The organism is Clostridium fessum, assembly GCF_027698965.1.
GTDB lineage: Bacteria > Bacillota > Clostridia > Lachnospirales > Lachnospiraceae > Otoolea > Otoolea fessa.
This window is the reverse complement of record NZ_JAQEQF010000007.1, coordinates 77,416-91,885: the sequence shown is the minus strand read 5'-3', so window position 1 is coordinate 91,885 and position 14,470 is coordinate 77,416. Positions and strand designations below refer to the sequence as shown.

The 14,470-nt window shown below is 50.0% G+C and carries 11 protein-coding genes; 2 read left to right on the top strand and 9 right to left on the bottom strand.

Annotated elements, in window-relative coordinates; genetic code table 11:
* Positions 1-13: 13 nt before the first annotated feature.
* Complete coding sequence (locus PG862_RS10180) at positions 14-2,167, bottom strand: Tex family protein (protein WP_270707294.1); 2,154 nt, start codon at positions 2,165-2,167, stop codon at positions 14-16.
* A gap of 232 nt (positions 2,168-2,399) precedes the next feature.
* Between PG862_RS10180 and PG862_RS10175 the strand changes: the two genes are divergently transcribed.
* Positions 2,400-2,780: a hypothetical protein gene (locus PG862_RS10175; protein ID WP_118492426.1), complete on the top strand. Its 381-nt coding sequence runs from the start codon at positions 2,400-2,402 to the stop codon at positions 2,778-2,780.
* Positions 2,781-2,842: 62 nt separating this feature from the next.
* Here PG862_RS10175 and PG862_RS10170 read toward each other — a convergent pair whose 3' ends face one another.
* The 5 genes from PG862_RS10170 to PG862_RS10150 all read right to left on the bottom strand — a co-directional run bounded on the left by PG862_RS10170 (position 2,843) and on the right by PG862_RS10150 (position 9,167).
* Positions 2,843-4,060: a homoserine dehydrogenase gene (locus PG862_RS10170; protein WP_270707293.1), complete on the bottom strand. Its 1,218-nt coding sequence runs from the start codon at positions 4,058-4,060 to the stop codon at positions 2,843-2,845.
* Positions 4,061-4,065: 5 nt separating this feature from the next.
* Entirely contained in the window at positions 4,066-4,509 is a 444-nt protein-coding gene (locus PG862_RS10165; protein WP_107001373.1) for an ACT domain-containing protein, read from the bottom strand.
* 204 nt (positions 4,510-4,713) lie between these two features.
* Complete coding sequence (gene prfB / locus PG862_RS10160) at positions 4,714-5,841, bottom strand: peptide chain release factor 2 (RefSeq protein ID WP_117796089.1); 1,128 nt, start codon at positions 5,839-5,841, stop codon at positions 4,714-4,716.
* A 212-nt stretch (positions 5,842-6,053) separates the two neighbouring features.
* The gene (secA, locus tag PG862_RS10155; protein WP_118468417.1) at positions 6,054-8,636 is read right to left on the bottom strand and encodes a preprotein translocase subunit SecA; all 2,583 of its coding nucleotides are present in this window, start codon (positions 8,634-8,636) and stop codon (positions 6,054-6,056) included.
* 150 nt (positions 8,637-8,786) lie between these two features.
* Entirely contained in the window at positions 8,787-9,167 is a 381-nt protein-coding gene (locus PG862_RS10150) for a hypothetical protein (protein WP_270707291.1), read from the bottom strand.
* A gap of 372 nt (positions 9,168-9,539) precedes the next feature.
* Between PG862_RS10150 and hpf the strand changes: the two genes are divergently transcribed.
* Positions 9,540-10,067: a ribosome hibernation-promoting factor, HPF/YfiA family gene (gene hpf / locus PG862_RS10145; RefSeq protein ID WP_022360630.1), complete on the top strand. Its 528-nt coding sequence runs from the start codon at positions 9,540-9,542 to the stop codon at positions 10,065-10,067.
* A gap of 112 nt (positions 10,068-10,179) precedes the next feature.
* Here the strand turns inward: hpf and PG862_RS10140 are convergent, their stop codons facing one another.
* From PG862_RS10140 to PG862_RS10130, 3 genes are all read right to left on the bottom strand, one after another.
* Entirely contained in the window at positions 10,180-11,847 is a 1,668-nt protein-coding gene (locus PG862_RS10140) for a formate--tetrahydrofolate ligase (protein ID WP_107001369.1), read from the bottom strand.
* A 125-nt stretch (positions 11,848-11,972) separates the two neighbouring features.
* Positions 11,973-12,617 carry a cyclodeaminase/cyclohydrolase family protein gene (locus PG862_RS10135; RefSeq protein ID WP_270707289.1) on the bottom strand — a complete coding sequence of 215 codons (645 nt, stop codon included), beginning with the start codon at positions 12,615-12,617 and terminating at the stop codon, positions 11,973-11,975.
* 254 nt (positions 12,618-12,871) lie between these two features.
* Positions 12,872-14,419, bottom strand: a complete 1,548-nt coding sequence (locus tag PG862_RS10130; RefSeq protein WP_333563204.1) for a C40 family peptidase — start codon at positions 14,417-14,419, stop codon at positions 12,872-12,874.
* Between the last annotated feature and the right edge of the window lie 51 nt (positions 14,420-14,470).

Here is a 14,470-nt window from a genome sequence, read left to right as displayed (position 1 = left end):
AATCTGCCGCAGCTTACTTCGTCTCCCGGATTTTCATCGTCAGCGAAATGCGCTTTTTCGCCACATCAACCGCCAGCACCTTGACCTCCACGATGTCCCCGACGCTGACCGCCTCCAGCGGATGCTTAATATAGCGGTCTGTCATCTGGGACACGTGAACCAGACCATCCTGATGCACGCCGATATCCACAAACGCGCCGAAATCAATGACATTCCGCACAGTTCCTTTTAAAATCATACCCGGCTTCAAATCCTTGATTTCCAGCACATCCGTGCGGAGAATCGGCTTCGGCATCTCCTCACGCGGGTCGCGCGCCGGTTTTTCCAACTCGCTCACGATATCAAGTAAGGTCGGCTCGCCGATCGAAAGCTCTTTTGCCAGCTTTGCCGTATCCGCGATCTCATTGCGGATATTGCGGATGCCGCCCGCCGCGATCTCCTTCGGATCATGTCCAAGCTGCTTTAAAAGTGCCTCCGCTGCTTTATAGCTCTCCGGGTGCACACTCGTCACATCGAGAGGATTCCTGCCGCCCTGAATCCGCATAAATCCGGCGCACTGTTCATACGCCTTCGGTCCCAGCTTCGCCACCTTCAAAAGTTCACGGCGCGTTGAAAATGCGCCATTCTCCTCCCGGTATGCCACGATATTTTTCGCGATCGTCTTGTTAATGCCGGAAATATAGGCGAGCAGCGGCGCCGATGCCGTATTCAGATCCACGCCGACCTTATTTACGCACGTTTCCACCACGCCCTGCAGCGCCTCGCTTAAATTTTTCTGGTTCATATCATGCTGGTACTGACCGACTCCAATGGATTTCGGATCAATTTTTACCAGCTCCGCCAGCGGATCCTGCAGGCGTCTCGCGATCGATGCCGCACTTCTCTGTCCGACGTCAAACTGCGGAAATTCCTCCGTCGCCAGCTTACTCGCCGAATAAACCGACGCGCCCGCCTCATTGACGATGACATACTGGACTTTCTCCGGAATTTCTTTTAAGAGTTCCACGATGATCTGCTCAGATTCACGGCTTGCCGTACCATTTCCCACCGAGATCAGGGAAATGCCATACTTGCGGATCAGCTTTTTCACGATCTCCTTCGACTCTTCCACGCGGTTCTGCGGTGCGGTCGGATAAATGACCGTCGTATCGAGCACCTTTCCCGTCTCATCCACAACTGCCAGCTTGCAGCCCGTCCGAAATGCCGGATCCCAGCCGAGCACCACGCATCCTGCGATTGGCGGCTGCATCAGGAGCTGTTCCAGATTCTTGCCAAATACCTGAATCGCGCCGCTCTCTGCCGTTTCTGTCAGCCCCGTGCGGATCTCGCGCTCGATGGCCGGTCCGATCAGGCGGCGGTAGCTGTCTAAAATGACCTCTTCCATCGCGCGCGCCGCATCCCCATCCGGGCGGATAATCAGCTGTTTCTCCATATACCGGACAATCTGCTCCTCCGGCGCTATAAGCTTCACGCTCAGAATCTTCTCTTTCTCACCGCGATTGATCGCCAGCACGCGGTGTCCCGCCAGCTTTTTGACTGGTTCGGAAAAATGATAATACATCTCGTACACCGACTGTACCTTCTCATCCTTCGCGGACGCCTCCAAAAGACCGTCCTGCATCGTCTTTTTACGTGCGTAGTTGCGGTACTTTGCCATCTCGCTGATTCGTTCAGCCAGAATATCACGCGCTCCTTCTATTGCCTCTGAAACATCTGCAACGCCCTTTTCTTCCGACACATACTTCGCCGCTTCCGCCTCCAGGCTGCCGCCCGCTTCCTGCTTGTAAATCCAGACCGCTAACGGTTCCAGCCCTTTTTCACGGGCAATTCCGGCACGGGTACGACGTTTCGGGCGGTACGGAAGATACAGATCTTCCACTGCCACCAGCGTTGCAGCCTCGCGGATCTGTTTTTCCAACGCCGGCGTCAGCTTCTCCTGGACGCGGATCGCCCCGATCACCTGCTCCTTTTTATCCTCCAGATTCCGGAGATAGCGCAGACGCTCATCTAACTGGCGCAGCACCTCATCGTTCAGGGAACCGGTTGCCTCCTTGCGGTAGCGCGCGATGAACGGGATCGTGTTTCCCTCATCGATCAGTTTGACCGCCGCCTCGACCTGATTTTTCCCTATCTGAAGCTCTTCTTTTAATGCCTGTATAATATCCATGCAAAAACTCTCCTTCAATATCAATACGCTGTTTAATCATACCATTCCAGCGCATATTTCGCAAGTCAATGCCTAACTGGACAAGCGGCTTTATTCATGATACACTTTTATCGGATTCAATCTGCCGGATTGGCATAGATTTTGTTTTGCCCTATTTGGCGGCTGTCTCTAATTTTCAGAAAAGGATGTAGCTGTTTTCTTTTTTCACAGTTATGAAAGGATTAGATATACGATGAGTTATTACGATGAAACACCTTCTCCGAAGGAACATTCAGATACAAATGAAACCCGGCGCAATCGTTCGCGCCGCTATGCCACGATGTCAATGATGTGCGGCATCTTCGCATTTTTCTCCCTGTTTTTGAGTTTTTCCGCCGCGATTCTGCTCGGAATGTCGGCGAATGTACTGTTTGTCCTATCCAAGGAGGAAGGACAGCCGCGGCGCGGCAGCGCAGTGGTCGGGCTGATACTGGGAGTTATGTCTACCATCTTTGGAGTAGTTGAGTTTTTCTGCCTGATCCAGGTGTACCATATGATTACAGATCCACAATATGCGCCGTTTTTTGATCAGGCGATGGAGTTGTATGAGAGTTTGATTGGTCCACTGCAGTAAAAAAAAGCACGCCTTGTCAACATATTGACTTTGGCGTGCTTTTTGTTTTTAAGCTCTATATCCTATCTGGTATAGCGAATCGTCTGGCGGATATCTTCCTCGAATGCTGCTGCCAGTTTCCGGAAGCGTGCTTCGGTCATTTCTCCGGTTACGACTGCAAATTCGTCCATCTCCGGGAGTTCGATGGTTTCTGCTTCACCGAAAGCTGCACGCACATCGGCAAGTTTATCGGCTGATTTGCCTGCCAGGCGGAGGAAGTAGCTGAAGGTCACTTCGCCCATCGGTGCAACTGGCTGTTTTTCGTCGGTCCAGCCGGTCGGAATGTTGTCTTCCATGTGTCCGGCAATCTCCACAATGTCGCTGACGACCGCGCTGGCGGTCGGGAGTTTTCCGGCGCCACTGCCGTAGAACATGACTGTTCCAAGTGTATTGCCGCGAACCATGACTGCGTTGTATACGTCATTGACTGCAAAGAGCGGGTGATCTGATCCAATCATCATCGGGCATACATAAACACTGGCTTTATTGCCCTCCATGCGGCTGGTTCCGAACAGTTTAATCGAGGTTCCCAGCTTTGACGCATACTTGAAATCGGTATCGGTAATCTTTGTGATGCCCTCAGTCGGCACATCTTCGTAATTTACTTCTTTTCCAGTTGCCAGAGAGGTGAGAATCGTGATCTTGCGGCAGGTATCGTAACCTTCTACGTCTGCCTCCGGGTTGCGCTCTGCATATCCGAGTTCCTGCGCTTTCTTTAAGGCTTCCTCAAAGGTCTGACCTTCTCTTGCCATCTTGGTAAGTATGTAGTTAGTTGTACCGTTTAAGATACCGCTGATTTCCTCAATCTTCTCGCCCGCAAGAGACTGGGTCAGCGGACGCAGAAGCGGAATACCGCCGCCTACGCTGGCTTCGAAGAGGAAGTTTAAGTTCTTCTCGCGTGCAATCGCCAGAAGCTCGGTGCCGTGTGCCGCTACAAGTGCCTTGTTGGAGGTCACAACGTGCTTACCGGCTAACAGGCACGCTTTTGCAAACTTGTATGCCGGATTGACGCCGCCCATCGCCTCCACAACGATCTCTACTTCTTCGTCTTTTTCAATGATCTCAAAATCATGAACAATCTGCGCTTCGTGCGGATCACCCGGAAATTCACGCAGATCCAGAATATATTTTACTGCAATCTCTTTGCCGGTTTTTTCTGTGATTTTGTCTTTGTTGGTTTCTAATACTTCTACGACTCCGGAACCAATTGTTCCATAGCCCATCACTGCTACCTGAATCATAATCTTTACTCCCTGGCTATAATTTTTACGTTGTGTACTCCCGAATTTTCTTCCATCTCTTCGACCATATGCGATATATTTCCGGTATCCGAGCGGACTTCCACGCTGAGTGTCAGCGTCGCCACATTGTTGACCGGAATACTCTGATGAATCGTCAGAATATTCGCCTTGTAAATCGCTACGATATGAAGAAGATCCGATAAAAGTCCCTGTTCATCATCCATCTGCAGCACCATGGTAATCGTTTTGCCCTTGGCGTTGTCGTAAAATGGAAAAATATCGTCCTTATACTTATAAAAGGAACTCCGGCTGATCCCAAGCTGGTCGGTCGCCTCCTGAATCGTCATCGCCTTTTCCGACGCAATGAGCTTCTTCGCTTCCGCCACCTTCAAAAGGACTTCCGGCACTGCTTTCTGCTTTAACAGATAATACTTTGTCTTTTCTTCCATTCCATCTCCGCTTATGTACGCACCAGAAATACATTTGTGTTTACCAGGAAGATATTATCACATTTATTGACGCTCTGCAATCTATTTTTTTCATAATAATCGAATTGTATCTGTAAAAAAACAGCCTGAACTGACGGCACTCGACAGAGTATTTTCTTCTCTGTCAAACTTTTGTGCCGCCAATCCAGGCTGATTTATCTTCTTTTACGCCTCTTCTGTCTTCTGGTTTTTCAGGCTGATCCACTTTAAATACGCACTGATAAACAGATCAATATCTCCATCCATCACCGCGTTCACATTGCCATTTTCAGCGTTCGTCCGGTGATCCTTGACGAGCGTGTACGGCTGCATAACGTAGGAACGGATCTGGTTTCCGAAGTTAATGTCCTTGACATCGCCGCGGATGTCGGACAACTTCTCGGCATTCTCCTGTTGTTTGAGCAGGTACAGCTTTGCCTTTAACATCTGCATCGCCTTGTCCTTGTTCTGGAACTGGGAACGCTCATTCTGGCACTGTACGACGATACCGGTCGGCAGATGCGTGATACGGATCGCGGAGGACGTCTTGTTGATATGCTGTCCACCGGCACCACTCGAGCGATAGGTATCGATCCGCAGATCGTCCGGATTAATCTCCACATCCAGATCTTCTTCAATATCCGGCATGACATCACAGGAAACGAACGAGGTCTGACGCTTGCCAGCCGCGTTGAACGGGGAAATACGGACCAGACGATGGACACCTTTCTCCGATTTCAGGTAGCCGTAGGCATTTTCGCCGTTGACCTGCAGTGTGATGGACTTAAGTCCCGCCTCGTCGCCATCCAGGAAATCAAGCACCTCGGTCGTAAAGCCCTTTTTGTCCGCCCAGCGCTGGTACATACGATACAGCATACTGCACCAGTCCATCGCCTCGGTACCACCCGCGCCCGCGTTCAGCTTGAGGATCGCGTTGCAGCCGTCGTACTCGCCGGACAGGAGTGTCTTTGTGCGGAGTTCTTCCAGCTCTTTGACAAACTCATCCAACATCTCCTGAATCTCCGGAATCATCGCCGGGTCATTTTCCTCATAGCCCATCTCGATCATGACCTGGATATCCTCATACTGCTGTTCAAGGTGCTTGTAGCCATCCACGGTATCTTTGAGATTTTTCGCCTCACGGACCGTCTTGGTCGAGCGCTCCGGATCATCCCAGAAGCCCGGTTCTTCCATTGATTTGTCAAGCTCCGTGATGCGGCGCTCCTTATTTTCCAGATCCAGGGAATCCTTGACCTCTTTCAGCGTCTCATCGTAGGTTGATAATGTATACTTAAACTGATCTAATTCAACCATGCTCTCACCTTCTCCATTCTCATCTATCTGCTGCCATTTTCCTCAACGGTTCAGCATTCTTTCAGTTATATTTTGTTACGGATCACACACATATAGACCGTAACTCTTTTTTATATTTGGAAAAATTCCCGGAACCAGGTATTTCGCCATAGTTTCGGGAATTTTCTGCACAGACTGCTGTAAAATCACGGCAGCCTGCCTTCTTTCATCTATTAATTCTTCGCGTACAGCTTCCGTCCACAACACTGTTTGTACTTCTTGCCGGAACCGCATGGGCACGGATCGTTCGGGTAAATCTTCTTCTCCTCACGCTTCTTCGGTGCCTGCACGGTGCTGTCGTCACGGTTGGTTCCCGTTACCTTGGCAGCCGGTTCACGCTCGACCTTCTGCTCTGCACGGATGTGGAACAGAATACGGACGGTATCCTCACGAATCGCTGCCGTCATGCTGTCGAACATCTCATAGCCGCTCATCTTATACTCAACCAGCGGGTCTCTCTGACCATACGCCTGCAGACCGATGCCTTCGCGCAGCTGATCCATATCGTCGATATGAGCCATCCACTTTGCATCAACCACTTTCAGAAGGATCACGCGCTCCATCTCGCGTACCTGTTCCGCGCTTGTAAACTCTGCCTCGCGTGTCTCATAAAGCTTCGTTGCCGCCTCTTTGAGCATATGTTTCAGCTCATTTTTCTTCATATGCTGCTGATCTTCCGCCAGCTGAATCGGCTCTAACGGGATAACCGGAAGCAGCAGGGAATTTAACTCGGACAAATCCCACTCAGCCGGTTCCTGCTCATCAGAGATGGACATATCTACGGCGTTTTCTACGATATCCGTGATCATCTTCATGATAACGGAACGCATATTCTCGCCATCCAGTACACGGCGGCGCTCTGCGTAGATTGCCTCACGCTGCTCGTTCATAACCTCGTCGTATTTTAACAGGTTCTCGCGGATACCGTAGTTGTTGGTCTCGATCTTCATCTGTGCCTTCTCGATCGCCTTGGAAAGCATCTTGTGCTCGATCTGCTCATTCTCCGGTACGCCCATGGCGTTGAACATATTCATCAGACGCTCAGAACCAAAGAGGCGCATCAGATCATCTTCCAGAGACAAATAGAAACGTGATTCACCCGGATCGCCCTGACGTCCGGCACGACCGCGCAGCTGGTTATCAATACGTCTGGACTCATGACGCTCTGTACCGATAATCTTTAAGCCGCCCAGTTCTCTGGAAATCTCATCCAGCTTGATATCCGTACCACGACCTGCCATATTAGTCGCGATCGTAACGGCACCGTGGATACCTGCATCTGCTACGATCTCAGCCTCCAGCTCATGGAACTTCGCATTTAATACCTTATGCGGAATGCCGCGTCTTGTCAGCATCTTGCTCAGAAGCTCGGAAGTCTCGATCGTAATGGTACCAACCAGAACCGGCTGTCCCTTTTCATGGGCTGCTGCCACTTCCTCGACAACCGCATGGAATTTCTCTTTTTTCGTCTTATAAACCGCATCCTCGTAATCAATACGCTGTACCGGGCGGTTCGTCGGGATGGAGATAACGTCCATCTGGTAAATGTTACGGAACTCCTTCTCCTCAGTCTGTGCCGTACCGGTCATACCTGCTTTCTTATTGAACTTATTAAAGAAGTTCTGGAACGTAATGGTAGCCAGTGTGCGGCTCTCACGACGCACATGTACGTGTTCTTTTGCCTCAATCGCCTGATGGAGACCATCGGAATAACGGCGTCCCGGCATGATACGTCCGGTAAACTCATCGACAATCAGAACCTCGTCATCTTTTACCACGTAGTCTTTATCGCGGAACATCAGGTAGTTGGCACGCAGTGCCAGAATGATGTTGTGCTGGATCTCCAGGTTCTCCGGATCCGCCAGGTTTTCGATGTGGAAGAAATCTTCGACCTTCTTCACACCAGCCTCGGTCAGGTTGACTACTTTATCTTTCTCATTGACTACGAAATCGCCTGTCTCCTCGATCTCCTCGCCCATGATGGCTGCCATCTTGGAAAATTCCGCTGATTCCTCGCCCTTTTCCAGCTGACGTGCCAGAATATCGCAGACCTCATAGAGCTTCGTGGACTTGCCGCTCTGTCCGGAAATGATAAGCGGAGTTCTCGCCTCATCGATCAGGACGGAATCGACCTCATCGATAATCGCATAGTCCAGATTCCGCATAACCATCTGCTCTTTGTAGATCGCCATGTTGTCACGCAGATAATCGAAACCAAGCTCATTGTTGGTAACGTAGGTAATATCACAGTTGTAAGCTTCCCGGCGCTCGTCGGAATTCATCGAGTTTAAAACCACGCCGACCGTCAGGCCGAGGAATCTGTGAACCTCGCCCATCCACTCTGCATCTCGTTTTGCCAGATAGTCGTTGACGGTAACGATGAATACACCCTTTCCAGCCAGCGCATTTAAGTACGCCGGTGCGGTGGAAACCAAGGTTTTACCCTCACCAGTACGCATCTCTGCGATACGTCCCTGATGCAGGACGATACCACCGATCAGCTGAACCGGGTAATGCTCCATATTTAATACTCGTCTCGCCGCCTCACGCACGGTTGCAAATGCCTCCGGCAGAAGGTCGTCCAGCGTCTCGCCGTTTGCAAGGCGCTCTTTGAACTTGCGCGTATTGTCACGCAGTTCATCATCCGATAAGGCAGTCATCTGCTCGCGCATACCTAGAATCTTATCCACGATCGGGCGGATCAGCTTCAGCTCGCGTTCGCTGTGGGTACCAAACACTTTCTCTATCAGATTCATGCTTTTCTCTCCTATTTCTTACATTCTAAATCTAGTTATTTTATTTCATTCCATCATAAATGATATGTTTTAATACATAAAGATCATATAGGCATAGTTATACAATCTTATTTATTCTAACACTAACGGGGATTTTATTCAATGATTTCATTATTTTTTTACATTTACGCTGCGCACGCGCCCGGCTGAGATAACCCGAACCTGCCGTACCCGGAAAATCCCAGCCATAAAACAAGACCCTCCATACACGAACAAAGAAACCTGCTGTAAAACGCCGCCTCTCTGCCTATCCAGGTAAAACGTTTTTTCTTCTGCCATCCCGCCAACTTTATGGTAAACCAGACAAGTTGCACAAAATGTATGTTCGGCTTTCTTGTTGTCCACATTATCCACATTTTGTCCCCAGTTTTGTGGATAAGTTTTGCACACCCATTTTTTCCCTTTTTTAGGGAAAATGGAGTTTTGCACCGACTTATCCACATTATCCACAATTTCCGTCTGTTCACGAAGCCCCCGTTTTCCCCGGCGCATTTTGATTTCTTTTTTGTTCAGATCTCATAAACTTGCATATTTCTTCCAAAAATACAAGCAGATCTATTGACAAATGAAGAACCCTCGCATTGCCTCCAAACCCCCGTTTTTCCTAGCTTTTTCGACCTTTTTTTGTTGCAAAAACACACCCATTCTGCCCTATCCTGCAAGACTCTTTTTTCATATTTCATTGTCCGCCGCACAAACCGCGCGCAACTCCCTTATAAAACAACAGCAATTCGTGAAAAATCAAACGACACAGTATTTCGACCTGTTTTTCAATTAATTGTGTTGACAATTTTGCGAAAAAGGTTGAATTTAACATCCAAAAGTGGTATACTATAGCCATCCCAATAAAAAGGAGCGATGATTATGCGTTATAAGATTACTGGAAGAAATATCAATGTTACCCCGGGGTTAAAAGCAGCTGTAGAGGAGAAGATCGGAAAGTTAGAGCGATACTTCAATCAGGACACCGAAGTGAATATCACACTTACGGTTGAGAAAGATCGTCAGAAGATCGAGGTTACCATCCCTGTCAAAGGCACCATCATCCGTGCAGAGCAGGAAAGCAACGATATGTATGTATCGATTGATTTGGTAGAAGAAATCATCGAGCGTCAGCTCAAAAAATATAAGAATAAAATCGTAGACAAGAAACAGGCAGCCGTTGCATTCTCTGACCTCTTCATAAACGAAGAGTATGATTCCAACGACGAAGTAGATATCGTCAAAGTAAAGAAATTCGCTATGAAGCCGATGGATCCGGAAGAGGCTTGTGTACAGATGGAACTCTTAGGACATAGTTTCTATGTATTCCTGAATTCCGAGACCGAGCAGGTCAATGTTGTTTACAAACGTAAAGGCAACACCTACGGATTGATTGAACCAGAATTTTAATTCATCGCTTCGTACTATAAGTAGACAAGTTTCCTAGCAAAAAGGGGAGCTGCCATGTGGCAGTTCCCCTTTTTGCGTTGTGTTAAGTTCCATTCATATCCTATTTCTTTTCTTAGAACAGCCCCGTGATCCGTCCATTCTCATCGACATCGATCTTCTCTGCCGCCGGCACCTTCGGAAGTCCTGGCATCGTCATGATGTCGCCGGTCAGCGCTACGATGAAGCCTGCGCCCGCGGATACTTTCAGGTTGCGGACAGTTACTGTAAAGTTCTTCGGTGCGCCGAGCAGCTTCGCATTGTCCGAAAAGCTGTACTGCGTCTTCGCCATACAGATCGGATAGTTACCAAATCCAAGCTCAGTCAGGCGTTTTGCCTGCTTCTTTGCTGCATCCGTGAGTACAACGCCGTCGCCGTGGTAGATCTTCTTCACGATCGCATCCAGTTTCTCCTCGATCGTTGTATCGGTCTCGTAGCAGTAGTGGAACTCGCTCTCAGTCTCGCACAGGCGGATGACTTCTTTTGCCAGCTCCTCGCCGCCTTCTCCGCCTTTCGCCCATACCTCGGACAGAGCTACATTGACACCGACCTCATGGCACTTGTCCTCGATCAGCTTTAATTCTGCCTCGGTATCCATTGGGAAACGGTTGATCGCTACGACACACGGAAGTCCATATACCTTGGTAATATTTTCTACATGCTGCATCAGGTTCGGAAGTCCCTTCTCCAGTGCTTCCAGATTCTCTGCGTTTAAGTCAGCCTTCGCCACGCCGCCGTGATGCTTCAGGGCACGTACTGTCGCTACTACAACGACCGCCGACGGTTTCAGCTCTGCCATCCGGCACTTGATATCCAGGAATTTCTCCGCACCCAGGTCAGCGCCGAAGCCAGCCTCTGTGATCGTGTAATCACCCAGCTTTAATGCCATCTTTGTCGCAATGACGGAGTTACATCCATGCGCGATGTTCGCGAACGGACCGCCGTGGATAAATGCCGGTGTATGCTCTAAGGTCTGTACCAGGTTTGGTTTCAGGGCATCCTTTAAAAGAGCCGTCATCGCGCCCGCTGCTTTCAGATCACCGGCAGTGACCGGTTCCTCGTCATAGGTATAACCTACGATAATCTTGGAAAGGCGTTCTTTCAGATCCGTAATATTGCGTGCCAGGCACAGAACTGCCATGATCTCGCTGGCAACCGTGATGTCATATCCGTCCTCACGGGTCACGCCATCCACGCGGCGTCCCAGACCATCTACGATGTTGCGGAGCTGACGGTCATTCATATCGACAACACGCTTCCAGGTAATGCGCTTCGGATCGATGCGGAGTGCATTGCCCTGATAGATATGATTGTCCAGCATCGCTGCCAGCAGGTTGTTTGCTGCGCCGATCGCGTGGAAATCACCGGTAAAATGGAGGTTGATATCCTCCATTGGAATGACCTGTGCATATCCGCCGCCAGCTGCACCACCTTTGACACCAAAGACCGGTCCCAACGACGGCTCACGAAGCGCTACGGTTACCTTTTTGCCAAGACGTTTCAATCCGTCTGCCAGACCGACCGTGGTCGTGGTCTTTCCTTCTCCGGCTGGAGTCGGGTTGATCGCGGTCACCAGAATCAGTTTTCCATCCTTGCCCTCGGTCTCTTTCAGAAGACTGTAGTCAACCTTTGCCTTATAATTTCCATACTGCTCCAGATACTTCTCGTCTACGCCTGCTGCCTGTGCAATCTCACCGATTTTCAGTGGATTCGCTGCCTGTGCAATCTCAATATCTGTCATCATTACTCCTGTACCTCCCTGTTTTTGCGGTTTTGCCTGTTCCGGAAGTTTTCACACAGTGAATGTTATCTGCTTTATCTTCTGTAAAGAAGATCCCCCCTGTGAATTTCCCGGAAAGGCTGTGAATGTTATCTATTATATACTGTGTCTGACAATTTGGAAAGACACAAAATTGATTTTTCACAAAAAATTGCATCCGATTCCAGTTTTTCTACTCTTTTCTCAAGTTCTGATACATAACTTTCGTCCTTGATCGATGCCAGATTGATCTTCACATTAAAGAGCGCACCCACAACCGCTGTCCGGGCTAACATCGCCGCAATCAGACCGTCGGAAACGGCACCTTTATTGCCCCTCTTTACGACCGCTTCCGCCATCGGAAAAATCTTTGCCGCTGACTCCGCAATCGCAAGCGGCGCTTCGGTCGCCTCTTTTAACCCCTGCTGCAGGGCGGCAGTGCGGATTTTTTTCTCCTCCTCCGTCTCCTTCGGAAGCTTCAGCGCTCTCATATATCCATTGAACGATTCGCTGTCCTTTTTGATCCCCGCCAGCAGCTCCTCATGCAGCGCAGCGCCCTCAGCTGCCAGCGCCTGCATTTCCTCCTGCACCCCGGCATATTTTTCCTTTCCGATCGTCAGATTTGCCACCATTTCCATCAATGCCGCGCCCAGCGCCCCCACCATCGCCGACACGCTTCCGCCGCCCGGTACGGACGCCTTCGAAGCAGCTTCTTCTACAAACTGGTTTACGGAAAGTTCTCTTAATTCTGCCATGATTTTTCTCCTTTTTTATAAAAAGAATGTGCCTTGGCACATTCTCGCGCCGAGCGCGGTCGCTTGCGACATGTTTCTGCTTCGCGCGAGTGCATACATTCTCCTATGAAAATGAAAAAATACCGCAAAATTACTTGTCTCACCGATCAGAAATCTTCTGCCCCGCTGGCAACGTAATTTTGCGGTATTCCCACCGAGCCCTACGGATATGAAATCGTTCCGTAAGAACCGATATACTCCTTTATCTGCGTTTACTAATTTAAGAATGAAACTGCCTTACACGGTGTTCGGTAGTTGGACGGCGAAATCTTGATGCCGCTCTTTGCCGTACTTGCGTGGATAACCTGTCCATTGCCTATGTAAAGTGCTACGTGATTGATATAATTGCCGCTCGCATAAAAAAGCAGATCGCCCGGCTGTACTGCGCTGACCGCAACCTCCTTGCCCTTTGCCGCCTGATCTCTCGAGCTTCGTCCGGTTGAAATACCGAAATGTGCAAATACACTCATTGTAAATCCGGAACAGTCCGCGCCGTTTGTCAGACTGGTTCCGCCGTATACATACGGATTTCCAAGGAACTGCTTTGCATATGCCACAACCGCAGAACGGGTAGCATTTGTTACTTCATTTCCAGAAGAGGACGTACCGCCTGTGCCTGGTCCGCCGCCCGGTCCAACGCCGCTTGCAGTGGTCGCTTTCGTCGCTGCCGCGGTAGTCGGCGCTTTCGTCTCAGCTGCCTTTGTCGTCTCCTTGGCTGCCGCTGTCGTCCCAGCTGCCTTGCTTTCGCTCGGATTCGCCTCTATTGTTCCGCTGTAGGAAGTCTCCGGTGCTTTGGTCGTCTCTTTGGCCGCTGCCGTGGTTTCCTTCGCCGCTGCCGTGGTTTCCGCTGCCCTCGACTCTTCCTCGGCTTTCTTCTTTACCTGTTCCAGGTTCTCGATCGCCGCATTCGCTTCCTGTTTCAGTTTTTCTTCTTCAGCTTTCTGCTGCTGTTCCTCAGCTACGGAAACTGCCTGCTTAAAGTCTACCTGTGTCGTAATATAATCTTTATACACATATCCGACCAGATCATTATCGACGGAAATCTTGGCAAAATCGCCCTCTTCTCCGATCACCTCATACTCTGCATCGGCAGAAAGAAGATCCAGCGTCTTGCCCTCTAAGCTCGGCGTCTCTCTCAGGCGAAGCGTAGAGGTATTTGTAACCTTCGCGTAGGTTGTGCCGACTTCCCTGGCAATCTTGGACGCCTCCTCACCGGTCACAAAATACTGTGCTTTAATATAACCGGTCACGGAACCCGACTGGATATGGTACCATTTGCCGCCCTCGCCGTCCACCGTGTCCAGAATTGTCGCCGCACAGTTATTGTAAATCTTTCCAACTACCTCGCTGCCTGTGCTCGCCTGTGCGCGAACATTGACATAATTGGTCACACGGGAAATCGCGATATTATCGTAGATCGACTTGGACATCGCGCGGACAACCGCCTCAGTCTCGCCAGTTGTCTCCTTTGGCTGGGCTTTCGTCTCTGCTGCCACCTGTGCCGGTTTGGCTGTCTGCGCGCCGCCTGCCACGCCCGTCTGACCGGCTCCCGCCACTGCCAGAACTTCTTTAGAAGCAAATGCCTCCGCCAGCTCTTTTTCCGGGTTCAAGCTGCTCGCATAGTAATTATTGATCGCCACTGACGCACCAGCGACCGGGGCATCCGTCTCCAGATTCATCGCCGCCTGGGCGCTCATCTGTCCCGTCCCTGCCATCACAAGGCACGCCCCTGATGCTATCAGAAATTTCAGCGTTTTTCTCATAAGAACCTCCTACTCTTCTGTCCGTTCTGTTCCGTCGTTTTATCTCAAACT

Excerpts from the sequence above, each read along its gene's own strand:
- secA (WP_118468417.1), bottom strand. The coding sequence starts at position 8,636 with ATGAATCTGATAGAGAAAGTGTTTGGTACCCACAGCGAACGCGAGCTG.
- PG862_RS10180 (WP_270707294.1), bottom strand. The coding sequence starts at position 2,167 with ATGGATATTATACAGGCATTAAAAGAAGAGCTTCAGATAGGGAAAAAT.
- hpf (WP_022360630.1), top strand. The coding sequence starts at position 9,540 with ATGCGTTATAAGATTACTGGAAGAAATATCAATGTTACCCCGGGGTTA.
- PG862_RS10150 (WP_270707291.1), bottom strand. The coding sequence starts at position 9,167 with ATGCGCCGGGGAAAACGGGGGCTTCGTGAACAGACGGAAATTGTGGAT.
- PG862_RS10135 (WP_270707289.1), bottom strand. The coding sequence starts at position 12,617 with ATGGCAGAATTAAGAGAACTTTCCGTAAACCAGTTTGTAGAAGAAGCT.
- prfB (WP_117796089.1), bottom strand. The coding sequence starts at position 5,841 with ATGGTTGAATTAGATCAGTTTAAGTATACATTATCAACCTACGATGAG.
- PG862_RS10130 (WP_333563204.1), bottom strand. The coding sequence starts at position 14,419 with ATGAGAAAAACGCTGAAATTTCTGATAGCATCAGGGGCGTGCCTTGTG.
- PG862_RS10170 (WP_270707293.1), bottom strand. The coding sequence starts at position 4,060 with ATGATTCAGGTAGCAGTGATGGGCTATGGAACAATTGGTTCCGGAGTC.
- PG862_RS10140 (WP_107001369.1), bottom strand. The coding sequence starts at position 11,847 with ATGATGACAGATATTGAGATTGCACAGGCAGCGAATCCACTGAAAATC.
- PG862_RS10165 (WP_107001373.1), bottom strand. The coding sequence starts at position 4,509 with ATGGAAGAAAAGACAAAGTATTATCTGTTAAAGCAGAAAGCAGTGCCG.
- PG862_RS10175 (WP_118492426.1), top strand. The coding sequence starts at position 2,400 with ATGAGTTATTACGATGAAACACCTTCTCCGAAGGAACATTCAGATACA.